This window comes from Rhodococcus sp. NPDC079359, assembly GCF_040702585.1.
Taxonomy (GTDB): Bacteria; Actinomycetota; Actinomycetes; order Mycobacteriales; family Mycobacteriaceae; genus Rhodococcoides.
On sequence record NZ_JBFBLH010000010.1, the window covers coordinates 120,618 to 143,569 of the forward strand.

Annotated in this window: 25 protein-coding genes; 17 read left to right on the forward strand and 8 right to left on the reverse strand. The window is 64.5% G+C overall.

From position 1 onward, the window contains the following. Nucleotides 1–32 precede the first annotated feature (32 nt). The 6 genes from AB0362_RS21345 to AB0362_RS21370 all read left to right on the forward strand — a co-directional run bounded on the left by AB0362_RS21345 (nucleotide 33) and on the right by AB0362_RS21370 (nucleotide 4,287). A complete protein-coding gene (locus AB0362_RS21345) occupies nucleotides 33–962 on the forward strand; it encodes a glycosyltransferase family A protein (protein ID WP_121870641.1) in 930 nt (309 codons plus the stop codon). Nucleotides 963–1,330: 368 nt separating this feature from the next. After that, nucleotides 1,331–1,783, forward strand: a complete 453-nt coding sequence (locus AB0362_RS21350) for a GyrI-like domain-containing protein (protein WP_068049769.1) — start codon at nucleotides 1,331–1,333, stop codon at nucleotides 1,781–1,783. Continuing rightward, nucleotides 1,783–2,217, forward strand: coding sequence for a GyrI-like domain-containing protein (locus tag AB0362_RS21355; protein WP_366236139.1), 435 nt, complete (start codon nucleotides 1,783–1,785; stop codon nucleotides 2,215–2,217). Before AB0362_RS21350 ends, AB0362_RS21355 begins: the two co-directional genes overlap by 1 nt. Nucleotides 2,218–2,404: 187 nt before the next feature. Continuing rightward, nucleotides 2,405–3,079: a ScbR family autoregulator-binding transcription factor gene (locus AB0362_RS21360; RefSeq protein ID WP_068049771.1), complete on the forward strand. Its 675-nt coding sequence runs from the start codon at nucleotides 2,405–2,407 to the stop codon at nucleotides 3,077–3,079. A 59-nt stretch (nucleotides 3,080–3,138) separates the two neighbouring features. Further along, nucleotides 3,139–3,309: a hypothetical protein gene (locus AB0362_RS21365; RefSeq protein WP_366236140.1), complete on the forward strand. Its 171-nt coding sequence runs from the start codon at nucleotides 3,139–3,141 to the stop codon at nucleotides 3,307–3,309. A 75-nt stretch (nucleotides 3,310–3,384) separates the two neighbouring features. Next, on the forward strand, nucleotides 3,385–4,287 hold the full coding sequence (locus AB0362_RS21370) for an SDR family oxidoreductase (protein WP_366236141.1): 903 nt from the start codon (nucleotides 3,385–3,387) through the stop codon (nucleotides 4,285–4,287). On the opposite strand, the gene soxR is transcribed toward AB0362_RS21370, so the two are convergent. After that, entirely contained in the window at nucleotides 4,203–4,703 is a 501-nt protein-coding gene (gene soxR, locus AB0362_RS21375; RefSeq protein ID WP_317810759.1) for a redox-sensitive transcriptional activator SoxR, read from the reverse strand. The genes AB0362_RS21370 and soxR overlap by 85 nt on opposite strands. A 64-nt stretch (nucleotides 4,704–4,767) precedes the next feature. Here soxR and AB0362_RS21380 point away from each other — a divergent pair, with 64 nt between their 5' ends. Next, nucleotides 4,768–6,006 (forward strand): arginine deiminase, encoded by a 1,239-nt coding sequence (locus AB0362_RS21380; protein ID WP_317810760.1) that lies wholly within the window; start codon nucleotides 4,768–4,770, stop codon nucleotides 6,004–6,006. A 4-nt stretch (nucleotides 6,007–6,010) separates the two neighbouring features. Here AB0362_RS21380 and arsC read toward each other — a convergent pair whose 3' ends face one another. Further along, the gene (gene arsC, locus AB0362_RS21385) at nucleotides 6,011–6,358 is read right to left on the reverse strand and encodes an arsenate reductase (glutaredoxin) (RefSeq protein ID WP_366236142.1); all 348 of its coding nucleotides are present in this window, start codon (nucleotides 6,356–6,358) and stop codon (nucleotides 6,011–6,013) included. Between the two features lie 62 nt (nucleotides 6,359–6,420). Between arsC and AB0362_RS21390 the strand changes: the two genes are divergently transcribed. The 3 genes from AB0362_RS21390 (at nucleotide 6,421) to AB0362_RS21400 (ending at nucleotide 7,957) form a co-directional block, all read left to right on the forward strand. After that, nucleotides 6,421–7,089: an NAD(P)H-binding protein gene (locus AB0362_RS21390; RefSeq protein ID WP_121870638.1), complete on the forward strand. Its 669-nt coding sequence runs from the start codon at nucleotides 6,421–6,423 to the stop codon at nucleotides 7,087–7,089. Nucleotides 7,090–7,099: 10 nt separating this feature from the next. After that, nucleotides 7,100–7,468, forward strand: coding sequence for a GntR family transcriptional regulator (locus AB0362_RS21395; protein ID WP_068049785.1), 369 nt, complete (start codon nucleotides 7,100–7,102; stop codon nucleotides 7,466–7,468). A gap of 66 nt (nucleotides 7,469–7,534) precedes the next feature. Then, entirely contained in the window at nucleotides 7,535–7,957 is a 423-nt protein-coding gene (locus AB0362_RS21400; protein ID WP_317783922.1) for a DoxX family protein, read from the forward strand. A 71-nt stretch (nucleotides 7,958–8,028) separates the two neighbouring features. Here AB0362_RS21400 and AB0362_RS21405 read toward each other — a convergent pair whose 3' ends face one another. Then, nucleotides 8,029–9,540 carry a phospholipid carrier-dependent glycosyltransferase gene (locus tag AB0362_RS21405; protein ID WP_317810781.1) on the reverse strand — a complete coding sequence of 504 codons (1,512 nt, stop codon included), beginning with the start codon at nucleotides 9,538–9,540 and terminating at the stop codon, nucleotides 8,029–8,031. Between the two features lie 107 nt (nucleotides 9,541–9,647). Between AB0362_RS21405 and rsmI the strand changes: the two genes are divergently transcribed. Further along, the gene (rsmI, locus tag AB0362_RS21410) at nucleotides 9,648–10,472 is read left to right on the forward strand and encodes a 16S rRNA (cytidine(1402)-2'-O)-methyltransferase (protein ID WP_317810763.1); all 825 of its coding nucleotides are present in this window, start codon (nucleotides 9,648–9,650) and stop codon (nucleotides 10,470–10,472) included. 4 nt (nucleotides 10,473–10,476) lie between these two features. On the opposite strand, the gene AB0362_RS21415 is transcribed toward rsmI, so the two are convergent. Then, the gene (locus AB0362_RS21415; RefSeq protein ID WP_317810764.1) at nucleotides 10,477–10,905 is read right to left on the reverse strand and encodes an SRPBCC family protein; all 429 of its coding nucleotides are present in this window, start codon (nucleotides 10,903–10,905) and stop codon (nucleotides 10,477–10,479) included. Nucleotides 10,906–10,919: 14 nt separating this feature from the next. Beyond that, nucleotides 10,920–11,924 (reverse strand): alpha/beta hydrolase, encoded by a 1,005-nt coding sequence (locus tag AB0362_RS21420; RefSeq protein WP_317810765.1) that lies wholly within the window; start codon nucleotides 11,922–11,924, stop codon nucleotides 10,920–10,922. A gap of 186 nt (nucleotides 11,925–12,110) precedes the next feature. Between AB0362_RS21420 and AB0362_RS21425 the strand changes: the two genes are divergently transcribed. Next, on the forward strand, nucleotides 12,111–13,490 hold the full coding sequence (locus AB0362_RS21425) for a wax ester/triacylglycerol synthase family O-acyltransferase (RefSeq protein ID WP_317810766.1): 1,380 nt from the start codon (nucleotides 12,111–12,113) through the stop codon (nucleotides 13,488–13,490). Nucleotides 13,491–13,561: 71 nt separating this feature from the next. On the opposite strand, the gene metG is transcribed toward AB0362_RS21425, so the two are convergent. After that, nucleotides 13,562–15,106 (reverse strand): methionine--tRNA ligase, encoded by a 1,545-nt coding sequence (metG, locus tag AB0362_RS21430; RefSeq protein WP_317810767.1) that lies wholly within the window; start codon nucleotides 15,104–15,106, stop codon nucleotides 13,562–13,564. A 21-nt stretch (nucleotides 15,107–15,127) separates the two neighbouring features. Between metG and AB0362_RS21435 the strand changes: the two genes are divergently transcribed. The 3 genes from AB0362_RS21435 (at nucleotide 15,128) to rsmA (ending at nucleotide 18,179) form a co-directional block, all read left to right on the forward strand. Further along, a complete protein-coding gene (locus AB0362_RS21435) occupies nucleotides 15,128–15,955 on the forward strand; it encodes a TatD family hydrolase (protein ID WP_317810768.1) in 828 nt (275 codons plus the stop codon). Nucleotides 15,956–16,057: 102 nt separating this feature from the next. Further along, nucleotides 16,058–17,185 (forward strand): transglycosylase family protein, encoded by a 1,128-nt coding sequence (locus AB0362_RS21440; RefSeq protein ID WP_317810769.1) that lies wholly within the window; start codon nucleotides 16,058–16,060, stop codon nucleotides 17,183–17,185. A 118-nt stretch (nucleotides 17,186–17,303) separates the two neighbouring features. After that, entirely contained in the window at nucleotides 17,304–18,179 is an 876-nt protein-coding gene (rsmA, locus tag AB0362_RS21445; RefSeq protein ID WP_094613840.1) for a 16S rRNA (adenine(1518)-N(6)/adenine(1519)-N(6))-dimethyltransferase RsmA, read from the forward strand. A gap of 8 nt (nucleotides 18,180–18,187) precedes the next feature. Here rsmA and AB0362_RS21450 read toward each other — a convergent pair whose 3' ends face one another. Beyond that, complete coding sequence (locus AB0362_RS21450) at nucleotides 18,188–19,003, reverse strand: DNA/RNA non-specific endonuclease (RefSeq protein WP_317810770.1); 816 nt, start codon at nucleotides 19,001–19,003, stop codon at nucleotides 18,188–18,190. 12 nt (nucleotides 19,004–19,015) lie between these two features. Continuing rightward, complete coding sequence (locus AB0362_RS21455; RefSeq protein WP_317810771.1) at nucleotides 19,016–20,005, reverse strand: YafY family protein; 990 nt, start codon at nucleotides 20,003–20,005, stop codon at nucleotides 19,016–19,018. A 182-nt stretch (nucleotides 20,006–20,187) separates the two neighbouring features. Between AB0362_RS21455 and AB0362_RS21460 the strand changes: the two genes are divergently transcribed. Together AB0362_RS21460 and AB0362_RS21465 are read left to right on the forward strand one after the other, a co-directional pair. Continuing rightward, nucleotides 20,188–21,123, forward strand: coding sequence for a 4-(cytidine 5'-diphospho)-2-C-methyl-D-erythritol kinase (locus AB0362_RS21460; RefSeq protein WP_317810772.1), 936 nt, complete (start codon nucleotides 20,188–20,190; stop codon nucleotides 21,121–21,123). Further along, nucleotides 21,123–22,919, forward strand: coding sequence for an ABC-F family ATP-binding cassette domain-containing protein (locus AB0362_RS21465; RefSeq protein WP_317810773.1), 1,797 nt, complete (start codon nucleotides 21,123–21,125; stop codon nucleotides 22,917–22,919). Before AB0362_RS21460 ends, AB0362_RS21465 begins: the two co-directional genes overlap by 1 nt. The last annotated feature ends 33 nt before the right edge of the window (nucleotides 22,920–22,952 follow it).

The following is a 22,952-nucleotide window of genomic DNA, read 5'->3' on the forward strand; positions in this document are numbered from 1 at the left end:
GGCTCGGAATCGAATGCATTCACCGTGTAAGGATGTCGGGCTACACGATTGCCAAAAATGTGTCAGGGGTTGGCGTTGTGAATACTCTTTCCATTGTTGTGCCTGCGTTCGACGAGTCGGCTCACATAGGCGAATGCCTGGACGCTTTGCTCGTTCAGCGCGAACACATTCACGAGATAATTGTCGTCGACAACAATTCGACCGACGACACCGCGGCCATCGTCACCGAATACGCGCGGCGTTTTCCGCAGGTGGTTCTGCTGCGAGAGTCCGAGCGCGGCGTCGTGCACGCCCGCAACGCCGGTTTCGATCACGCTCGCGGATCGGTCATCGGCCGCATCGACGCCGATACCCGCATCGAGGCCGGCTGGGTCGACTCGGTGCTCGACTTCTTCGAGCGCCGCCTCGACTATGTCGCAGTCACCGGGCCGATCTACCTCTACGACTCCCCGTGGGCGCGACCGTACCGGGCGTTCGTCGACCGTTCCGTACGGAAAAGGCCTTCTGAGCGTTGGGTTTCCGCCGCTTCGGGCAACAATTTCGCTATCCGCAGATCCGCGTGGGAAGCGGTTCGCGCTCGCACGAGTCTGCGTACCGATCTACACGAGGACATCGATCTGTCTCTGTGTATCGACAAGGTCGGTCTGCGGATCGCGCAGATCGAGCCGATGCGCGTCGAGGTGTCCGGACGTCGTTTGCTGACGCCACCCCTCGAGTACCGGCACTACGTCCAGAGTTCGTATCGCACGTGGGCCCATCATGGGCTGGCCGGCGGTTGGCTGCGCAGATTGCTGATTTCGGACCTGGTTCTGCACACGATGCATTGGCCCCTGACGCGAATTCTGTCGTCGTGCGAATCTCGAATTCTTCCGGTCTCGCACTCCGGAGCGGGCACTACCTCTGTGCGTGAGCTGTCCGGTATTCGCGACCAGAGTTACGCTGCAGCAACGCGCGGAGAGTGAATCGTTCGACATTGTTCTGTGCCCGATTCGCAGTTGGGGGAATGTAGGACCGCGCTCTGCGCGGGGACCGTCGATCCGTACCGGTTTCCTGTATCGGTTCTTCGGCAGGTGCAGGCACGGCCGAAATTGCCTGCGGAATCTAGCGCGTCCGGTCGACGGGACATGGTGGGACGAGGTAACCGATGCGGCCTCCGGGTCTCCGGAGAAACCGTCGACGACAGCTGTTGTGGCGATCGAAACGGGTGCGAAGTACGGTTGATCGATTGACGATCCACCTACCAGTCGCGCCGGTAGATTGACGGGCGATATTGTGAACGGACCGGTTCCGAGCACAGGATCTGCCCCTGCAACTTCTCTACGGAGTGTGAATGTCGTTCGAGATCGTCGACCTCGCTGAAACGTGGGTCGCGGGTCTTCCCGTTCGCAGCCCCAAACGGGCGCTCGGCCGCCTCGACGACCCGGCTCTCGATCAAGCGTGGTCCGCAGTTCTCAATCAGGAGACCTCGGGTCCGCTCGCGTCCATTTATACCGACTTCGCCCCCGGTATCGGCTCGTACAATACGCAGGTAGTCGGTTATCAGTGTTCTTCGCTCGATCGAGTTGCGCGCGGACATCTGGTGGCAAAAGTGCCCGCGGCGAAATATGCACGGTTTTCTGCGGTGGGGTATTTCCCCGACGTTCTTACCCGATTGTGGAACCAGATCGATCATGCCGAAGAGCAGGGCGAGATAGTGCGATCGTTCACCGGCGACTACGAGTGCTATCCCCACGCGTACAAGATCGACCTCTATCTGGCGATCACCGCGCCCGGCGGTTCGTGATGACCTTCCGGGTGACGGCGCGCAGTGCAGAGCTGTTCAGTGGGTTGGTGGCACCGCGAGTGGAGCCCGGCGCGGAATCGAGCGGCAGCGAATGGATGCGATTCCTGCGAGATCGTCTGCGCGAGAATCATATCGACGCGCACCAGGTGTGCACGGTGTACGTTCCGGACCCCCACGGTACGGTCAACGCGGTGGTCGCCGTCTCGGTGGACGCGCCCGGCGACGTCGCGGTGGGGGATGTCTTCGTGTCGGTACCGACCGGAGTGTTCGCGGTATTCACGCCGACCGGAGCATTGGCGGATCCGATCGAGGACGTGTGGGCTCAGGTCGAAGAGTGCGTTATGTCCGGATCGATATTTCGCGCCTACAAAGAGGAAGTCGAAGTCGTTACGAATACCGGAGAAGTGGAACTTTTCATTTCAATCGTTTTGTAAACGAGCTGTTCTTCATGCAATTGTCACTTTCGAATCACAAAATCGCCACCGAACCGGTTACTATTGTCGAGCGCTGGCAGCCCGATATGTCGAAGTGAATTTTACGTTCACCTGATCGGACTACGGGTAGGCAGCGGATACAGAGCGTCGATGTCATGCAAGGTCGACAGAGCAGGGGTGTTCCAACATGGTGAGACAACTGAGAGCAGAAGCAACACGAGCGGCCGCACTGCGCGCTGCAGCAGATCTCTTCCTCGAGGTGGGGCATGCGAATGCCACGCTGAGTCAGGTGTCAGCGCAGTCCGGTGTGACCAAGGGTGCGTTGTACTTCCATTTCGCGTCCAAGGAAGAACTGGCGCGTGCGATCGTCGACGAGGGACATGATCGCGTGTCCACCGCGTGCGCCGGCCTGGTCGACAGTCGTAGCCCGGCTCTCGAGTCCGTCATCGGAATCTCGTATTCGGTACTCGAGCTCGCCGCATCGGATCCCCTGGTGCGCGTCATGTACCGGTTGCAGATGGAGATCGACGGATCCGACACCGCCCGCGGCAGTGTGTTCGGTACCTGGGGGAACATCTTCGAGCATCTCTTCGAGCGGGCAATCGAGCACGGGGACGTCGCCGACCATCTGGATGCGGGCAACGCGGCGCTGCTGGTGTGCGAGATGCTCGCCGGAGTTCTGATGGTGTCCGAGGCGCAGTCCCGGCTGGAGGATGCCCCCTCGCGCATGGAGAAGGTCTGGAACACAGTCCTTCCGTCCCTGGTGCCCGCTGACAAACTTGCCTACTTCCGCGAATTCGCGGCGCGTAGTCTGTCCAGTTTCGTGCGCGAGAGCATCACGTCGGCATCTGTCACAGTCTGAGAAATTCCGTGATCTCGGGGTGCTTGCCGCGCACCCGGTTGCCGGGCACACTGTGTGACATGGAACACACTGTGCACCGGCCGCGGATGTCGGACAACGAGCTCCGGAAAGCGATCGGCACCCTGCAGCAGCGTGCGGACGACGCACGTAAACAGGGTGCCGACGCCGATGCTGCGCGAATCGAGCGCACTATCGCCGACTACCGAGACGAGATGTCGCAAAGATTGTGACAACCCTCCCGGTCGTCACCGCGTAGGGTCGAAATCGAACTGACACGTGGCAACCGGTGGGGGTTACAAGCTTCGATGGCTACATACGATCTGCGCGGTAAGAAGACGTTGATCACTGGAGCAGGCAGCGGAATCGGTCGGGCAACGGCCATCGCTGCTGCAGGAGTGGGAGCGGAACTCTTCCTGACCGATGTCAACGGCACCGGTTTGGCGGAGACGGTGGACCTGGTCGGTCGCGCGGGCGGTACCGTCAGTCACTCGTTGCCCTTCGATGTGTCCGATTTCGAGGCAGTCACCGCGTTCGCGGACGACATTCACGCCGAGTTCGGCAGCCTGGACGTCGTGATGAACGTTGCCGGCATCTCCGCATGGGGAACCGTCGAGAATCTCGAACACCGGCACTGGAAGTCGATGGTCGACGTCAATCTGATGGGGCCTATTCACATCATCGAGAAGTTCCTACCTCCGATGATCGACGCCGGACGGGGTGGCCATCTGGTCAACGTCTCGTCTGCCGCCGGATTGATTCCCCTTCCGTGGCACGCTGCCTACAGCGCCAGCAAGTACGGTCTACGCGGAGTCTCCGAGGTGCTCAAATACGACCTCAAGCGCCACGGAATCGGCGTCAGCCTGGTGGTGCCCGGTGGCGTCAAGACCGGGCTGGTGCAGACGCTTCAGATCGCCGGCGTCGATCGTGACGATCCGCGGGTACAGAAGTTGCAACATCGGTTCGAGAAGCGTGCCGTGGAACCCTCGGTTGTCGCCGACGCCATTCTCGCCGGAATTGCCAAGCGCAAGTACCTCGTCTACTCCTCCAACGACATCCGATTCGGGTACTGGGTCGCCAGAAAATTCGCTCCGCCCTACGAGTTCGTACTGCAGAAGGCGAACGATCAGTTCTCCAAGCTGCTCGTGCCGCGTCGAGTCGAGGGTTCGTCGAAATCGACGTCCAGCGTGCGCGCACCGGGCCCCGAATAGGACAGTTCGTCGTGTGGGTTGACCAATGCGCAGCCGGCCAGCGACAGGCAACCGCACCCGATGCACCCGGTCAAGTTGTCCCGAAGTCGGATCAATTGCTCTATCCGAGAGTCGAGTTCGCGATGCCACTGCGTCGAGAGCCTGGCCCAGTCCTCGCGCGTCGGAGTCCGCTCGTCCGGTAGTTCGCTCAACGCTCGACGTATGTGCGCCAGTGGGATCCCGACCTTCTGCGAGATCCGGATGAAGGCAACCCGGCGCAGAGTTTCGCGATGAAATCTGCGCTGGTTCCCCGAGGTTCGGCGACTGCTGATCAGCCCCTGTTTCTCGTAGAAGTGCAAGGCCGAGATTGCTACTCCGCTGCGCTCGGACAGCTGGCCGGGAGTCAGTTCTCGGACGTTCCACTCGGGCATCGGCACGACCTCGACAATACTTCAGGTCCTGATCCCAGCGGTGGCGGACGAATGGGTTTACCGTTCGTTCATGAGTGTCGATGCGGTTGCGGGCCCGTTGGGTGCCGACTCCGAGGTAGGGGTGCTGCGCACCGTCATGCTGCACCGGCCGGGAGACGAGCTTCGACGCCTCACACCGCGTAACAACGATCAGCTGCTCTTCGACGGTCTGCCGTGGGTCGATCGCGCACAGGACGAGCACGATGCGTTCGCCGATCTCCTGCGTGGTCGCGGGGTCACCGTGCTGCTCCTCGGCGAACTTCTCACCGAGGCCATGACGGTCAGCGGCGCAGCGCGAATGCAAGGTATCTCCGCCGCCGTCGATGCCCGACGGCTCGGCCGGTCGCTTGCCGAGGACCTTGCCCAACATCTACGAGGTGTGCCGGCGGCCGAATTGGCGCAGATCCTCATGGCGGGAATGACTTTCGACGAATTGCTCGAGGCGGAGACGGGGGAGCCGCAACCGAGCGGGGCATCGCTGGTTCGGCGAATGCATCACGGTGGGGACTTCGTCATCGACCCGCTGCCGAACCTGTTGTTCACCCGCGACTCGTCGTTCTGGATAGACGACCGAGTGGCGATCACCTCGCTGGCGCTGCCTGCCCGTGTGCGGGAGACGTCGCTGACCGATCTGATCTACGCATTCCATCCGATGTTTCGTGGCGTGCGGCGCGCGTACGAGTCGCGGACCGCTCCGGTCGAAGGCGGCGACGTGCTGCTGCTCGCTCCGGGGGTGGTGGCAGTCGGAGTTGGCGAGCGCACCACACCCGCAGGCGCAGAAGCGTTGGCGCGCAGCCTGTTCGAGGACGATTTGGCGCACAGTGTGCTGGTGGTGCCGATCGCGCAGGAGCGCGCGTCCATGCATCTGGACACGGTGTGCACCATGGTCGATACCGACGCGGTGGTGATGTACCCGGCGATTCAGGACACGTTGTCCGCGTTCACCATTCACCGCGAAGATGCAGGGGTCACCATCCGCGGTGGTGACCCCTTTCTCGAGGCGGCCGCCGATGCGATGGGCATCGGCAAGCTGCGGTTGATCGATACCGGACTCGATCACGTCACCGCCGAGCGCGAACAATGGGACGACGGCAACAACACGCTCGCCATTGCGCCGGGAGTCGTCGTCGCGTACGAGCGCAACGTCGAAACGAACGCACGGCTGGAGGCGTCGGGCATCGAGGTGCTGCGGATCTCCGGATCGGAACTGGGTTCGGGGCGAGGCGGCCCCCGCTGCATGTCGTGCCCGGTGTCGCGCGAGAGGTTGTAGCGCTCTACAGCACGGTCTGTACCTTGTCGGCCGGGCGAGCGAGCACGGTGCCCTTGTCGGTCACCACGATCGGGCGCTCGATGAGTATCGGGTGCTGGGCCATCGCCGCGATCAGCGTGTCGGCGTCCGCGCCTGCCAGTCCCAGTTCCTTGTAGATGCTCTCGCGAGTTCGAATGGCCTGACGCGGTTCGAGTCCGGCGTCGGCAAGGAGCGCGCGGAGCTCGTCCTCGGTGGGAGGCGAGTCGAGGTATCGAATCACCCGCGGCACCACACCGGTTTCTTCGATCGCTTTGAGGACCGTACGAGAGGTGTTGCACCGGGGATTGTGGTAGATGGTCGCCGAGCCAGTCATGTTTGCAATCCTGCCACGCGGGTAGCCACCCCGACAGATTCACGTCAGGAACGGGAGTGGTTATGACCGACAAGCGCATTGTCATTGCAGGTGGCCACGGCCAGATCGCGCAACATCTGACTCAGGTGCTCACGGCGCACGGAGATCGTGCGGTATCGCTGATTCGCAACAGCGACCACGTCGATGCCGTCACCGCGCTGGGCGCGCTGCCGCAGGTGATCGATCTCGAATCGGCCTCCGTCGACGAGGTTGCCGCAGTGCTCGCCGACGCGGACGCGGTGGTGTTCGCCGCAGGTGCGGGCCCGAACAGCGGTCCCGAGCGCAAGGACACGGTCGATCGTGCCGGCGCAGTGCTGCTGGCCGATGCGGCAGAGAAGGCAGGCGTTCGCCGCTACGTGCTGATCAGCTCGTTCGGTGCCGGGGAGCCGGTCGCCGAGGATCTCGATGCCGGCTGGAAGGCCTACATCGAGGCCAAAACTGCTGCGGAAGAGAACGTTTCGGCAAGAAGCGGACTGGACTGGACGATTCTGCGTCCGGGCAAGTTGACCGATGAGGACCCCACCGGCTCGGTATCGCTGACCGAGCCGCCGCTGGAATCGGGTGAGGTGACCCGCGCCGATGTGGCCGCGGTGATCGCGCAGTTGCTCGATACCGGCTCGGCTGTGCGCAAGACGCTGATGTTGACGTCCGGGCCGACTTCGATCGTCGACGCAGTCGACGCGCTCGGATAAGGCATCGACCGTGCGCGTACACATCGATTCGTCGAACACCACCCCGGTGTTCGAGCAGCTACGAATGCAGATTCTGGGCCTGGTGCGATCGGGCGATCTCATCGCCGGTACCAAGATCCCGACGGTCAGAGGTCTGGCCGAGGAACTCAAGATCGCACCGAACACGGTGGCGAAGACCTACCGGGAGCTCGAGCAGCAGGGAATCATCGAGACGAGGGGCCGGTCCGGTTCGTTCGTCGCGTCGGGCGGCGATCCGTCGCGCGACATCGCGGCCCGGGCGGCGACGGAGTTCGTCAGGACGGTCCGGTCCATCGGACTGGACGACGATCAGGCTCGATCGTTCCTCGAATCTGCCCTCAAGGGTGCGAACGGCAGTTAAGTTGACGCTTCAACCTACTTCTGTCAGGGTAGGGCTGCCCTTGTAGCCCTGTCAGAAGGATGTGTCATGAACTCCACCGTCGTACGCGACGTCGTTGCCCTCGTAGCTCGAATCGGCCTGGGTATCGTTTTCATCGCCCATGGCTGGCAGAAGCTCAACACCTACGGCCTCGACGGCACCGCAGCAAGCTTCGAGATGATGAACGTTCCGCTGCCCACGGCGTCCGCCTACTTCGCCACGTTCGTCGAACTCGTCGGCGGCGGTGCCCTCGTGCTGGGCATCTTCACTCCGGTCGCCGGCCTGCTGCTGTTCCTCGACATGCTCGGTGCGGCCGTCTTCGTGCACTTCGAGAACGGCGTGTTCGCAGCGGACAACGGCTACGAACTGGTTGTCGCCCTCGGGGTCGGCGCGCTGCTGCTCGCCGCATTCGGTGCCGGACGCATCAGCATCGACGGACTCACCAAGGGCAAGACTGCGCTGCTTGCGTAGGTCGTTCCGCAGGCTCCACTCCGGCCTCGCACAGGTCGTTCCGCAGGCTCCACTCCCGCTGGCGTAATCGCTCAGCGCCAGCTCGGCAGCCACAACTGTTGCTGCCACATCTCCGGCGTGATCGGCATTGCGGTCAGAATCGGCCATAGCCACACGAAGTTGGCTATCACCACGGCGAGGTACAAGGACACCAGTAGCAGTCCGGTACCTCGCCGTTCGGCCGATGCGGTGGCTTTGCCGATGATGTCGCCCAGCACCAGTGCGAAGCCCATCACCATGAACGGTGCGAGAGCCACTGCGTAGAAGTAGTACATCTGTCGGTCGAGTGTGGTGAACCACGGCAGCAGTGCTGCTGAGTACGCCACGAGCACTGTGGCGTACCGCCAGTCGCGTCGGACGAACACCGACCAGATCACCCAGGCCAGCATCGGCAGTGCCAGCCACCACATCGCGGGCGTGCCGATCAGCATGATCGCCTTGACACACGAGGACGCCGAGCAACCGGACACGTTCTCGCCGTCGGCGAAGTAGTAGAGCATCGGGCGCAGACCCATCGGCCAGGTCCACGGCTTCGATTCCCACGGGTGTCGGTTGCCCGCCGAGTTGGTCAGTCCCTCATGGAATTGCAGCACGCTGCTGCTGTAGAACCACAGGGACCGCAGCGCGTCGGGCACGAACGAGAACGGACCTCCCGCTCCGATACCACTGCCGACCTCGTGTCGATACACACCGGTCTCGGAGGTGAACCACGCCCACCAGGTCATCAGATACACGGCAATCGGAACGACCACCAGCGCGTACAGGGCAGGCCCGATGTCGCGCAACGCCGTTCCCCGCCATGGCCGCCGAACTCCGTATGCACGGCGTGCCGCCACATCGAATGCCACGCTCAACAATCCGAAGAATGCGATGAAGTACAGACCGGACCACTTGGTGCCGCAGGCGAGTCCCAGCATGATGCCGGCTCCGAATCGCCACCACCGCACTCCCATTCGCGGACCGAGCACGCTGACGTCCATGCGGCCCTCGGCGCGCACCCTCGACAGACGCTGTCGCATGTCGTCGCGGTCGACGACCAAGCAACCCAGCGCAGCGGTGACGAACAGCGCGAGAAAGATGTCCAGCATGCCGATGCGGCTGCTGACGAACGTCACGCCGTCGACGATGAGCAGAATGCCTGCGATCGCCCCGACCAGTGTCGATCGGGCGAGGCGTCGCACGATTCGAATGACCAACAGCACCAACAGGGTTCCGGCCACGGCCGAAGAGAAGCGCCAGCCCCAGCCGTTGTAGCCGAACAGGGCTTCCCCGATGGCGATCAGTTGCTTGCCGACCGGTGGATGCACCACCAGCCCGTAGGCCGGATTGTCCTCGAGCCCGCCGCCGGTGAGAACCTGATAGCCCTGCGGGGCGTAATGCTTCTCGTCGAACACCGGAGTTCCGGCGTCGGTGGGGTATCGCAACATCGTGAAGCGCGTGATCGCGCAGATCACGGTGATGACGATGGTGACGATCCACCCGCGGCGGGCATCGGTGTCGTGGAACCAGTCGCGCGCGGCAACGGTGGGCCCGGGACTGACCATCGACCGGTCGCCGGAGCGCTCAGAGGTCAGCAAGGTCACGTACCGATCGTAGGCGTTGATCGGCAGTGCCCGGCACGCCGCTGCACAGCGTGCGGGACACTGGGGGCATGCTCATCCTTGCCGCCACCCCGATGGGCGACGTCGGTGATGCCTCGCAGCGCCTGCGTGATGCCCTCGGCACTGCCGATGTCGTCGCCGCCGAGGACACCCGGCGCACCAAACAACTCGCGTCCTCGCTCGGCGTGGTGATCGCAGGAAGAGTGGTCAGCTTCTACGACCAGGTCGAAACCGCCCGCCTTCCGGCTCTCGTCGAGGCAGTGGGCGAGGGCAAGACGGTGCTGCTGGTGACCGATGCGGGGATGCCGTCGGTGAGTGACCCCGGCTACCGCCTCGTGGCAGCCTGCGTCGAGGCCGGTCTGCCGGTGACCTGTCTGCCCGGGCCGAGCGCGGTCACCACGGCCCTCGCGCTGTCCGGTCTGCCCGTCGAACGTTTCTGCTTCGACGGATTCGCGCCGCGCAAGCAAGGACAGCGACGCACCTACTTCCGAACCGTGCTCGCCGAACCGCGTGCCATCGTCTTCTTCGAGGCACCGCACCGCCTCGTCGCGTGCCTCGAGGACGCCGTCCACGTCCTCGGTCCCGACCGCCGCGCCGCGGTGTGCCGGGAGCTCACCAAAACCTACGAGGAAGTGCGCCGCGGCGGCCTGGGGGAGTTGCTCGAATGGGCGAGGGGCGGGGTGCGCGGAGAGATCACCGTCGTGCTCGAAGGAGCAGTCGCCGTCGCCGAGGAACCCGAGGATCTCGTTGCCGACGTGGAAACGCTGGTGGCGTCGGGCATGCGGTTGAAGGACGCCTGCGCTCAGGTGGCGGTCGACGGCGTCTCCAAACGTGAGGTCTACGAGGCCGTTCTCGCCGCACGTAAGGAGCAGTAGGGGCTCAGCCCGTCACTTGCTGACGCAGACCCTCGGTGGCCGCTTCGAGGATCGTCTTGGTTCCCTTCTTCACCAGGAAGCCAGGGAGCGGGATCTTCGGGTCCACGGTCAGCTCGAACTCGACATGGGTGCCGTTACCCTTGAGCGTCAACGTGTATCGGCCGTCCTGGGCCTTCTGCTGAGTGCTCTCGACGAGAGTCCACGACACCTCGTTCTCGGACCACGTGTACTCGACGAGTTGCTCGTCGTTGACGCCGATGATCGAGACGTTCATCTTGACGTGGTGTGGCTTGCCGTCGTCGAACCGATCGACGACCTCGCACTTCTTGTGGACCGGGGACCACGAAGGGATGCCCTCGACGTCTGCGAGTACTTCCATTATTGCCGCTGCGTCTGCGTCGATGTCGACGGACTTGTTCGCTGTGACTGCCATGGGGAGAAGGTATCTCAGCTTTCTCTGCGGGGGCTGACGTTCCGCGCGAACTCGCCGATCGCTCTGAGCGCGCGGCGGGCTTCGGGAACGAAATCGGCTGCCTGGAACACGTGGACCTGATCCTCGTACACCTGAAGTTCGCACTCGACTCCGGCGACAGCGAGACGCTGAGCCATGAGTTCGGCGTCGGCATAGACCATTTCGGTGGAACCGACCTGGATCAGCACCGGCGGCATGCCGGCCAGATCACTGTCGACGGGTGAGACCCGCGGGCCCCGTCGGCCCTCGACGACGATGCGCGCATCGACGCGATCGGCCAATGCGGTCAGCGCGGGAACGGCATTGGGCGGAAAGATCGAACACTTCGACGCGTTCTCGTGGTCGAGTTTGCCGGAGGGGTCCATGTCGGTCAGCGGGGACATGGTGAAGATCCCTGCGGGGGCGGGCAAGTCGACGGTGCGCAGCGCCAGAGCGACCATGAACGCGAGATATCCGCCCGCCGAATCACCGCCGAGGACGATCTGTTCTGGGCGGTAACCGGAGTCGAGCAGGAAGCGGTATGCGTCCACGCCGTCCTCGACCGCGTGGCTTATCGGATTGCGCGGCATCATGCGGTAGTTCACCGACAGCACCGCGCCGTCGATGTTCTTGGAGACCCGCGAGGTCATCCGGCGATGAGTGCGCAGGCCGCAGCAGACGAATGCGCCGCCGTGCATGTACAGGACGACGCGATCGCTTCCGGCGCCCTCGGCGCGAATCCATTCGGCCTCGCACTCGGCCAACATGACCCGGCTACGGGTGGTACCGCTGATCTGCGGAACGAGCAGGCCTGCGTAGTCGACCAGCCCCATCGGCCACGGAAGCGACGGTGCCTGTGCCCAGACGGTCAGAAACGGTCGCACCGTGAACTGCAGGGATTTGGACAGAATCTGTGACTGCACACTCGCGCCGCGGATATCGCGCCTGCGTGCGGTGGCTGTCGGGTCGGTCGATTTCACTACGGTGAGCGCCGGATTCATAGCCGTCGCCTCCATCCCCGTTGTCGTTGCGCGGCGCGTGTGCGCCGTGCGTCGGAACCCCGCTCTATTTGGAACCCCTGGTAACGGACAATAGCGGGTAGCTTTTCGTGACCCGACGTAAGGTCGTGTTCTGAGTCACATTCGGTGCCGTACCGTGACCTAAAACAAATGGAAAAGGGACAGCTCATGGCACTCATGCCCATCACCGAATCGATGTTTCTGATCGCCGAGTCACGGGAGCACCCGATGCACGTGGGCGGTCTGGAGTTGTTCGTCCCACCCGGCGATCCGCACGACTTCGCCGAGGAGGTGCACCGCAAGTTCACCACCGGTGAGGTGCACGAACTCTTCCGCAAGCGACCGTCGCGTCCGGTGCAGATCATGGGCAACCTCGCGTGGGCATTCGATCAGGAAGTCGACTTCGAGTACCACGTTCGGCGAACCGTGCTGCCTCAACCGGGACGTATTCGCGAGCTGTTCCAGTTCCTTTCGCTCAACCACAGCGCACCGCTGGACCGCTACCGGCCGATGTGGGAACTGCACATCATCGAGGGGTTGGCAGACGGCCGAATCGCGTTGTACACCAAGGTGCATCACTCGTTGGTCGACGGTGTCAGTGCACTGAAGCTGATGCAGCGCACGCTCACCACCGATCCCGACGATCGAAACGGCGTCGCAACGTGGGATCCGTCGCTGTTCGGTAAACGCAAGAAGCAGGTCGCCGTCGAGCAGCCCGGGCGGTTGGCGCAGCTGGGCAGTGGGCTCTCGATGGGACGCAAGATCGTCGGGGACCTGGTCGATTTTGCGCCGGCATCGGCTCGAATCGGATTGCGCGCGTTGAAGAAAGAGGGCGCACAACTGCCGTTGCAGGCGCCGAGGACGATGTTCAACGTGCCCATCGGAGGAGCCCGCCGTTTCGCCGCCGAAAGCTGGTCGATCGAGCGCATCCGCACGGTCGGGACTGCGCTCGACGCCACGCTCAACGACATGGTCCTCGCGATGTGCGCCGGGGCCCTTCGCGCGTATCTCATCGACCAGAACGAGCTGCCCGAGGAACCGCTGATCGCCATGGTGCCGGTCTCGCTGCGCAAGGAGGGGGACGACAAGGACGCCGGAAACTCGGTGACGACCATCCTGTGCAACCTCGGAACCGACGAATCCGATCCGATCCTGCGGCTCGAGCGGATCAAGGATTCGACCGTCAAGGGCAAGCAGATGATGAGCGAGTTGAACACCCTCGAAGCGCTCACCGTCGGTGCGATCACCATGGCCCCGTTGCTGTTCGGGCCCGTGCCGGGATTCGTCGACTACACCCCGCCGCCGTTCAACGTCATCATCTCCAACGTGCCCGGATCGAAGGAAGACCTGTACTGGAACGGCGCGAAACTCGACGGCATCTACCCGGCTTCGATCGTGGCCGACGGGCAGGCGCTCAACATCACCGTCGCCAGCAACGGTGATTCGTTGAACTTCGGTCTCATCGGATGCCGACGCAGTGTGCCGCATCTGCAGCGCATGCTGACGCATCTGGAGAACACATTGGAGGAGCTCGAGAAGACCTTGTGAGAGCGGCTTCGCCGCACGTGCGCGAAACCTCGTAGTGGGCTACGAAGTTTCGCTCACGTGCGCGGAGCGCTCTACTCGTACTTGGGGAACACCGGCGTCGGAGTCGGCAGTGCAGTGCCGGGTACCGAACGTGTTGCGATGTCGGTGAACTCGCGGTTCGACGCCCCGAGCAGGTCGAGGATGCGCGACGCGGAATCGGGCATGACGGGCTGGGTCAGGATGCCCACGATGCGCAGCACCTCGATCGTCACGTACAGCACGGTGGCCATGCGATCGGGGTCGGTCTTTCGCAGTACCCACGGCTGCTGCAGCGAGAAGTAGCGGTTGGTCTCGCCGAGTACCGACCAGATCGCCTCGAGCGCGGAATGGATTGCCTGCACGTCGAATTCGCGTCGGCAGATCTCCAGCAGCGCGTCCGCGCGAGCCAGCATCGCCTCGTCCTCGGCGGTGAACTCGCCCGGGGTGGGGAGCTTTCCTTCGAGGTTCTTGGCGACCATCGTCAGCGAACGCTGCGCGAGGTTGCCCAGTTCGTTGGACAGGTCGGCGTTGACGCGAGCGACGATGGCCTCGTGGCTGTAGCTGCCGTCCTGACCGAACGAGACCTCGCGGAGGAAGAAGAAGCGCACCGGATCGAGACCGTAGTTCTCCACCAACGACTTCGGGTCCAGCACGTTGCCGAGAGACTTGGACATCTTCTCGCCCTTGACGTTCAGGAACCCGTGCACGAACACCCGCTTGGGCAGCTCGATGCCCGCGGACATCAGGAACGCAGGCCAGTAGACGGTGTGAAAGCGCGTGATGTCCTTGCCGATGATGTGCAGGTCGGCAGGCCAGAACTTTCGGTACGACTCGGATTCGGTCTCGGGATACCCGGCACCGGTGAGGTAGTTGGTGAGCGCGTCGACCCACACGTACATCACGTGCTTCTCATCGCCGGGGACGGGAACGCCCCAGTCGAACGTGGTTCGGGAGATCGACAGATCCCGCAGGCCACCCTTGACGAAATTCACGATCTCGTTCCGGCGCGTGTTCGGCGCAATGAACTCCGGCGACGCGTCGTACAGCTCGAGCAGTTTGTCCTGGTACTGCGACAGTTTGAAGAAGTACGACGACTCCTCGGTCCACTCGACGGGAGTGTTCGTCTCCGTCGCGACGCGCGAGCCGTCCTCGGCGAGGGTGGTCTCGGCCTCGGTGTAGAACGCCTCGTCGCGCACCGAGTACCAGCCGGAGTAGGAATCGAGGTAGATGTCGCCGTTCGCCTCCATCCGCTTCCACAGTTCCTGGCTGGCGGCGTGGTGATCGGCGTCGGTGGTGCGGATGAACCGTCCGTACGAGATCTTCAGCAGGTCCTGCGCAGCCTGGAACGCGTCGGAGTTGCGCGCGGCGAGCTCGCGAACGTCCACGCCCTCGGTCTGTGCGGTCTGCTGCATCTTGAGGCCGTGCTCGTCGGTGCCCGTCAGGAATCGCACGTCGTAGCCGTCGAGACGCTTGAAGCGCGCGATGGTGTCGGTGGCGATGTACTCGTAGGCGTGTCCGATGTGCGGAGCGCCGTTGGGGTACGCGATCGCCGTGGTGACGTAGAAGGGTGGCCGTGAGGCATCAGCTGGCGCAGTCATGGTGCGCCTACTCTAACTAGCGTGAGCAGAGACCGTCCCGCACCACCGTTGCCCGAGCCCGTCGGCACTCTCGTCGACGCGCACACCCACCTCGATGCGTGTGGGGCGATCGACGCGGCGAGTGTGGCCGCGATCGTGGACAAGGCCGAGTCCGTCGGTGTCACGCGCGTGGTCACGATCGCCGACGATCTCGATGCCGCGCGGTTCGCGGTCGACGCGGCGTCCTGGGATTCTCGGGTGTGGGCCGCGGTTGCGATCCATCCCACGCGCGCGAACGTGCTCGACGACGCGGCCAAGGCCGAGATCGAGCGATTGGCGTCCGACCCTCGCGTGGTTGCCGTCGGGGAGACCGGGCTGGACTACTACTGGCCCGGCAAGCTCGACGGGTGCGCCACGGTGGCCGAGCAGCACGACGGATTTCGGTGGCACATCGATCTGGCGAAACGACTGGGTAAGCCGCTGATGATCCACAATCGCGAGGCCGACGAGGACCTGCTCGCCGTGCTGACGACGGAAGGCGCTCCCGAGACGGTGATCTTCCACTGCTTCTCCGGCGGTCCCGATACCGCGAAGGCGTGCGTCGACGCCGGCTACGTTCTCAGCTTTTCGGGGACCGTCAGTTTCAAGAACGCGCACGCACTGCGGGAGGCCGCGGTACTGGTGCCCGACGAGCTGGTGCTGGTGGAGACCGACGCACCGTTCCTCACTCCGCATCCCTTCCGCGGTGCTCCCAACGAGTCGTACTGCCTGCCGTACACCGCGCGGGCGCTGGCCGAGATTCGTGGCCAGGATCCGGCGGAGCTCGCTGCGCACGCCACGGCCAATGCGGAGCGCGTGTACGGCCTGTAGCTGCTGAAGTTGCGGCGTGGGTACTAATTCGTTACCGTACCGTGACCGAACTCGGGCGTTTCGACGCCGAAGTCACGCTCGCAACCGCCGGGAATACGAAACTTGTCGACAATCAGACGCCTCAACTCCGCCCGTTCGACCACGCTCTACCTGGTCGTCGCGGCCCTGTTGATGACGCTCGTCGCCGGTGGCGTCATGGCCGTGAGCCGTCACAAGACCGTGACCATCGACGTCGACGGCGACATGATTTCGCTCAGCACGATGAAGACCGACGTCAACAGTGCTCTGGCCGACGCCGGCTATGCGCCGTCGGACAAGGATCTTGTCGTTCCCGCGCCGGACTCCGATCTCAGTGACGGCGACACCGTGGTCCTGCGCCGCGCCCGCGAGATCACGCTGAACGTCGACGGGCAGCCCGAGAACATCTGGACCACCGCCCTGACCGTCGAGGAGGCTCTGCAGCAGACCGGTCTGGCCGAGGACGTGCACGTCTCCGCCTCGCGCTCCGAGCGACTGCCGCTCGACGGCACCGAACTCGATGTGGCACTGCCCAAGCAGGTTTCGCTCCTCGACGGTGGAGCACCTGCCGCGCCGGTCACCCTTGCCGCACCGACCGTGCGTGAATTCCTCGAAGCAGTGGGCGCGCCGCTCGAGGAAGCCGACACCGTCAGCCCCGATCCCGACGCAGCCGTCACCGACGGCGCCGAGATCGTCGTCACGCGTGACCGCACCGTCACCAAGACCGAAACCACGGACACCGATGCTCCTGAGCAGCGCATCGAAGATCCGACGATGAACATGAGCCGCACCGTCGTCGAGAACCCGGGTGCGCCGGGGGTCTCCGACATCACCTGGAAGATCAACATGGTGAACGGCGTCGAGGTCGGTCGCGAGAAGGTCGACGAGACGGTCAAGGTACCCGCGCAGCCGAAGACCGTTCGCGTCGGAGCGAAGCCGGGTACCGAGGTGCCGCCGGTGGAGAACGGTGCGATCTGGGACGCGCTCGCGCAGTGCGAGGCCACGGGCAACTGGGCGATCAACACGGGCAACGGCTTCTACGGCGGCGTCCAGTTCGACCAGAACACCTGGGAACGCCAGGGCGGCCTCAAGTACGCACCGCGTGCCGACCTCGCCACCCGCGAGGAGCAGATCGCCATCGCGTCGGTCACGCAGAAGTCGCAGGGCTGGGGCGCATGGCCTGCCTGCACCTCGCGCCTGGGTTACCGCTGACTGTCCCGGGTCGTTCCGCGGGCTCCACTCCTGCGTTTCTGGGTCGTTCCGCAGGCTCCACTCCTGCGTTTCTGGGTCGTTCCGCAGGCTCCACTCCTGCCCACGTAGAGTTTCTGCCGTGTCCGAACATGTGAGGGGATCTGCGGCTCTGCTCGGTCCTGCCGAAGTCCGCTCCCTCGCCGCCGAGCTCGACGTGCGCCCCACCAAGCAGCTCGGGCAGAACTTCGTGCACGACGCCAATACTGTTCGACGCATCGTCGCCTCCGCGGGTGTGGGCCCGCAGGACACAGTCCTCGAGGTCGGCCCCGGTCTCGGATCGCTGACACTCGCGCTGCTCGATGTGGCCGATTCCGTCATCGCTGTCGAGATCGACCCCAAGCTCGCGAACCGATTGCCCACGACGGTGGCCGACCGGGCCCCCACTCTGGCCGATCGGCTGACGGTGATCGAGGCCGACGCGCTGCGCGTACGAGCCGCGGACATTGCGGGGGAGCCGACCGCTCTGGTGGCCAACCTGCCCTACAACGTTGCCGTTCCCGTGCTGATCCATCTGTTCTCGGAATTGCCGAGCCTTCGCGTCGCCGTGGTGATGGTTCAGGCCGAGGTGGCCGATCGACTCGCCGCGGTACCGGGAAGCAAGATCTACGGCATCCCCAGCGTCAAGGCCAGATTCTTCGGAGACGTCAAAAGGGCTGGCGCAGTGGGCCGTTCGGTGTTCTGGCCGGTGCCCAAGGTCGAATCGGGACTGGTCCGCATCGATCGGTACGCCGAGCCCCCGTGGCCGACCGACACCGCGCATCGCAAGGCTGTCTTCGCGGTGATCGACGCGGCATTCGCGCAGCGCCGCAAGACTCTACGAGCAGCCCTGGCCGGGTGGGCCGGCTCCCCGGTTGCCGCCGAACGGCGGTTGCGTGAGGCCGGGATCGACCCCACTGCTCGCGGCGAGACCATCGACGCCGCAGCCTTCGTCCGTTTGGCCGCCACCGAAGCCTGAGGCCCTCTCTACAGGTGGATGTCCGTCAGGGCAGTCAGCTCGGTCCACGTCGACGCCCCCTCGCGGGCAGCAGCCACCGGCGCGTAGCGGTCGGCGTCGATCAGAATGCCCACGTCCAGGCCTGTCATCGACGCGATGTCGGCCACCGGAACCTGATAGGTCCGGTACGGGCCGAGAGGCGGGGGATCGGTCTCGAGCCGCAGCGGTTTGTCGAGGATCGGGTCCAGAGACGGCGATTGATCGAGAACGTATCCGGTGCATGCTGGAGCCGAATCCTGCGACCAGGCCGCGATCTTGAAGAACTGCCGCGGAATGGCGACGCCCCGGTAGATCGGATCGTCGTCGGCGAAGATGCAGCCGCTGAAGACCGAGAGCTTTCGGTCGTATTGCTCGGCGTTTCCCAGTACGTAATCCTCGAGCCCGAGCCACAGTGTCTTCGACTGGTTCAGCGTGGCCGTCTGCGGAGCGCACACGGTGTAGTGGAACGTGTCCTCGTTGGCGCGCTCGGCCACCGCTCGCTCACCCCACACCGGATCTCGCCGGCGAACCAGATGCCCGCGATCGAGGTCGTTGTTCCGGTACAACTCGTTGCCGGCCTGCTGCGCTGCCGGTAGTCGATCGTCGAGTCGCCAGTTGTCTCCGCGCCCCACATCCTGCAGGCTCGCGCCGTCGATGTTGACGCCGGTGACCGCGGCGAGGCGTCGGACAGGGTCGATGGACACCGAGAAGTGCGTGTACGGAAGTACCACCACGTCGGCGCGATCGGGCAACGGAACGTCGATGTCGGCCAGGAACTTCGGGTCGAAACCGAGTGGTGTCGTCATCTGCCCATTGACTCACGTACCGGTTACCGGAGGGTGAACCGCCGCCAGGTATCGCTCGTTCAGTCTCGCGTGCCGCTCGGCCACGACGCGGCATTCCTCGCGCAGTTCCGGTGGATCGAGCACCGTGAAATCGGTGTCGAATGCTGCGAGCCACCGCGCGATCGAGGGCAGCGAATCTCCGGCCAACACCACCGCGCAGGTGCCCTCGTCGATTGATTCGAGTGTGCCCCATTGCTCGTCGATCATCGGAGCGATCTGCTCGATCGGGGCGTGCAACGCGATCCGCGCCTGAACCTGAGTGAACGCACGATCGATTCCCTTCGAGACGAACGCTGCCGCACCGCCAGGCGGCAGCTCCCGGGGCGTGAACCGCGGACCCGTCGGAATCTTCGGAATCAGGCGATCCACTCGATACGACCGCCAATCCTCCCGCAGCACATCCCAACCCAGCAGATACCAGCGTGCCCCCGCCCGTACCAGGCTGTAGGGCTCCACCTCGCGCCTGGACTCGGAACCGTCGTGCTTGCGGTAGTCGAACCGCAACCGCTCGTGGGCGTGACATACCGCCGCCACCGTGGACAGCACCGACGCATCCACCGCCGAACGCGGCGTCCGCTCAACCACGTCGATTCGCAACGCGTCGAGCCGATGCTGGATGCGCGACGGCATCACCTGCCGCAACTTCGTCAACGCCCGCAACGACGCCTCCCCGATGCCCGCCACCGAGCCACCGGCCGCCGACTGCAACCCGAACGCCACCGCCAACGCCTCGTCGTCGTCGAGCAACAGCGGGGGCATCTCGGCACCGGGACCGAGCTGATAGCCACCCCCGACTCCCGGCGTCGCATTGACCGGGTAACCGATGTCGCGCAGCTTGTCCACATCGCGCCGCAGCGTCCGAGGAGTGACGTCGAGTCGCTCCGCCAATTCCGCGCCCGCCCAATCACGACGCGTCTGCAGCAGAGACAACAGCCGCAGTAGCCGAGCCGATGTTTCCTTCATGACGTCACGATGCCACGCATTGCGGACAACTACAGTCCGCATCGGCCGATCGTTCCGGCCCCCGAAGTCCACTGAATGTGACATTGACCCCCGAAAAGTCCACTGAACGTCACATCGACTACCCACCGGAGGCCGCCCTGGTGGTGAACTCGGTCGCTGTTTCTCCACTACTGTGGTTACTCGTGCTGTCTGTCGTTCCCACACCCGTCGTCGTTCGGGCCCCGTCGAAGGTGAATTTGCATCTGTCGGTCGGTGACCTGCGTCCCGATGGCTTTCACGAGCTGACGACGGTGTTCCAGGCGCTCTCGCTCTCGGACGAACTGTCGGTGGTTCCGGCCAAGACGCTCTCGGTTCGGGTGCGCGGCGACGACGCGAGGGTGGTTCCCACCGATTCACGGAATCTGGTGTGGAAGGCCGCCGAGTTGCTGGGGCATCGCGTCGGGCGAGAGCCGTCGGTGGAGATCACCATCGACAAGGGAATTCCGGTGGCCGGTGGGATGGCAGGCGGAAGTGCCGATGCTGCCGCGACTCTGGTGGCACTGAACGCGATGTGGCACCTCGATCTCTCGCGCGACGAGCTCGACGAGGTGGCGGCTCAACTCGGCAGCGACGTGCCGTTCTCGTTGCACGGCGGAACGGCGGTCGGAACCGGTCGCGGGGAGAAGCTGCTTCCGGTGCTCTCGCGCAACAGTTTTCACTGGGTTCTGGCGTTGGCGAAGGGCGGTCTGCAAACGCCTGCCGTCTACAACGAACTCGACGAACTGCGGGCCAAGGGTGATCCGCCTCGCCTCAGCGGCACCGAGGATCTGATGCATGCGTTGGCGTCCGGCGATGCGCGTGCACTCGCACCGTTGCTCGGCAACGACCTGCAGGCCGCTGCGGTGTCGCTCATGCCGCAGTTGCGTCGCACGCTGCGTGCGGGAGTCACCGCCGGGGCGTTGGCGGGCATCGTGTCCGGCTCGGGCCCCACCTGCGCGTTCCTGTGCGCCGACGCCGACGCGGCGGTGTCGGTGAGCGCTGAACTGTCCGGTGCAGGCGTGTGCCGCACCGTCCGTGTTGCGAGTGGACCGGTTCCCGGTGCTCGTGTTGTCACTAGCGAATCGATTGGTTTTTCCTGATGGTCAATCTCGTCAATCTCGAAAACGTCAGTAAGTCCTTCGGCGTCAAGCCGCTGCTCGACGGTGTCTCCCTCGGCGTGCAGGAGGGCGAACGCATCGGCATGGTCGGCCTCAACGGCGGCGGTAAGACCACCACCCTCGAGGTGCTCGCGGGCATCGAGCCGCCCGATTCGGGACGCGTCAGCCGGGTCAACGGCCTGCGGATGGCAGTGGTCACGCAGCGCGGAGTGCTGCCTCCCGGGTCTACCGTCGGCCAGGTGGTCCTCGACCCGCTCGGAATGGCCGAGCACGAGTGGGCGGGTGACTCTCGGGTGCGAAACATCCTGACGGGCATCGGTATTGCCGACCTCGGGCCTGCAGGTAGTTCGGGACTCGACGCGCCGATCGACAACCTCTCGGGCGGCGAGCGTCGACGAGTTGCGTTGGCAGCGGCCCTGGTTCAGGATCTCGACCTGCTGGTGCTCGACGAGCCGACCAACCACCTCGACGTCGAGGGCGTGCAGTGGTTGGCCGCGCACCTGGTCAGCCGTCGCAGTGCGCTGGTGGTCGTCACCCACGATCGCTGGTTCCTCGACACCGTCGCCAATCGCACGTGGGAGGTGGTCGGCGGCGGCGTCGAGGCCTACGAAGGTGGCTACAACGACTGGGTGTTCGCGCGCGCCGAGCGGTCCCGTCAGGCCGACGCGTCCGAGGAGCGTCGACGCAACCTCGCGCGCAAGGAACTGGCCTGGCTGCGCCGCGGCGCCCCGGCCCGTACCTCCAAGCCGAAGTACCGCATCGAGGCGGCCGAGGCTCTGATCGCCGACGTTCCCGCCCCGCGTGACTCCGTCGCGTTGTCCTCGTTCGCTCAGCGCCGCCTCGGCAAGGTCGTCATCGAACTCGAGGACGCGCGCCTCGAGACCCCCGACGGACGCGAGCTGGTGAAGGACTTCACCTGGCGTCTGGCTCCCGGTGAGCGCGTCGGTCTCGTCGGCGTCAACGGTTCGGGCAAGACGACCATGCTCCGGACGCTCGCCGGTGAACTGCAGCCTGCTGCCGGTAAGCGCATCCAGGGCCAGACCGTCAAGATCGGTTGGCTGAAGCAGGAATTGGACGACCTGCCCAAGAAGCTGCGTGTTCTCGACGCGGTCAAGGAAGTGGCCGAGCGGATCACACTGGGCGACAGAGAGATTTCTGCGGGGCAGCTCGCGGAGCGGCTCGGCTTCACCCCGGCGCGTCAACGCACCCCCGTCGGAGATCTCTCCGGTGGCGAGCGTCGTCGGCTGCAGCTCACTCGCGTGTTGATGGCCGAGCCGAACGTGCTGCTGCTCGACGAGCCCACCAACGATCTCGACATCGACACCCTCCAACAGCTCGAAGACATCCTCGACGGCTGGGCGGGCACTCTCGTCGTCATCAGTCACGATCGGTACCTGATCGAGCGCATCTGTGATTCCACGTGGGCACTGTTCGGCGACGGCAAGCTCACCAACCTGCCGGGCGGCATCGAGGAGTACCTGCGCAGGCGGGCCGTCCTCGCCGCCGACGCGACGCCGGACTCGCTGACCACCGGCAGTGCACCGCGCAAGGCCACCCGAGACGCGGCCTCCGAGCGCGTGGCCCGTAAGGAACTCAGCAAGCTCGAGAAGCTCGTCCTCCGGCTCTCCAAGCGTGAGGTCGAGTTGCACGCCGAACTCGTCGACGCGTCCACCGAGCAGGGCAAGCTCGTCGCCCTCGACACCGAACTCAAGCAGGTCCTCGCCGACAAGGATGTCGCCGAGGAACGATGGATGGAACTGGCCGCCGAGTTGGAGTAGTGCGGCGGAGCCGCATGTGACTAGTAACTCGTA

Excerpts from the sequence above, each read along its gene's own strand:
- metG (WP_317810767.1), bottom strand. The coding sequence starts at position 15,106 with ATGACTGCGCCAGCTGATGCCTCACGGCCACCCTTCTACGTCACCACG.
- AB0362_RS21405 (WP_317810781.1), bottom strand. The coding sequence starts at position 9,540 with ATGGTCAGTCCCGGGCCCACCGTTGCCGCGCGCGACTGGTTCCACGAC.
- AB0362_RS21355 (WP_366236139.1), top strand. The coding sequence starts at position 1,783 with ATGACCTTCCGGGTGACGGCGCGCAGTGCAGAGCTGTTCAGTGGGTTG.
- rsmI (WP_317810763.1), top strand. The coding sequence starts at position 9,648 with ATGCTCATCCTTGCCGCCACCCCGATGGGCGACGTCGGTGATGCCTCG.
- AB0362_RS21465 (WP_317810773.1), top strand. The coding sequence starts at position 21,123 with ATGGTCAATCTCGTCAATCTCGAAAACGTCAGTAAGTCCTTCGGCGTC.
- AB0362_RS21380 (WP_317810760.1), top strand. The coding sequence starts at position 4,768 with ATGAGTGTCGATGCGGTTGCGGGCCCGTTGGGTGCCGACTCCGAGGTA.
- AB0362_RS21345 (WP_121870641.1), top strand. The coding sequence starts at position 33 with ATGTCGGGCTACACGATTGCCAAAAATGTGTCAGGGGTTGGCGTTGTG.
- AB0362_RS21365 (WP_366236140.1), top strand. The coding sequence starts at position 3,139 with ATGGAACACACTGTGCACCGGCCGCGGATGTCGGACAACGAGCTCCGG.
- arsC (WP_366236142.1), bottom strand. The coding sequence starts at position 6,358 with ATGACTGGCTCGGCGACCATCTACCACAATCCCCGGTGCAACACCTCT.
- AB0362_RS21455 (WP_317810771.1), bottom strand. The coding sequence starts at position 20,005 with ATGAAGGAAACATCGGCTCGGCTACTGCGGCTGTTGTCTCTGCTGCAG.
- AB0362_RS21420 (WP_317810765.1), bottom strand. The coding sequence starts at position 11,924 with ATGAATCCGGCGCTCACCGTAGTGAAATCGACCGACCCGACAGCCACC.
- AB0362_RS21350 (WP_068049769.1), top strand. The coding sequence starts at position 1,331 with ATGTCGTTCGAGATCGTCGACCTCGCTGAAACGTGGGTCGCGGGTCTT.
- AB0362_RS21400 (WP_317783922.1), top strand. The coding sequence starts at position 7,535 with ATGAACTCCACCGTCGTACGCGACGTCGTTGCCCTCGTAGCTCGAATC.
- AB0362_RS21415 (WP_317810764.1), bottom strand. The coding sequence starts at position 10,905 with ATGGCAGTCACAGCGAACAAGTCCGTCGACATCGACGCAGACGCAGCG.
- AB0362_RS21390 (WP_121870638.1), top strand. The coding sequence starts at position 6,421 with ATGACCGACAAGCGCATTGTCATTGCAGGTGGCCACGGCCAGATCGCG.
- AB0362_RS21370 (WP_366236141.1), top strand. The coding sequence starts at position 3,385 with ATGGCTACATACGATCTGCGCGGTAAGAAGACGTTGATCACTGGAGCA.
- AB0362_RS21360 (WP_068049771.1), top strand. The coding sequence starts at position 2,405 with ATGGTGAGACAACTGAGAGCAGAAGCAACACGAGCGGCCGCACTGCGC.
- AB0362_RS21450 (WP_317810770.1), bottom strand. The coding sequence starts at position 19,003 with ATGACGACACCACTCGGTTTCGACCCGAAGTTCCTGGCCGACATCGAC.
- AB0362_RS21425 (WP_317810766.1), top strand. The coding sequence starts at position 12,111 with ATGGCACTCATGCCCATCACCGAATCGATGTTTCTGATCGCCGAGTCA.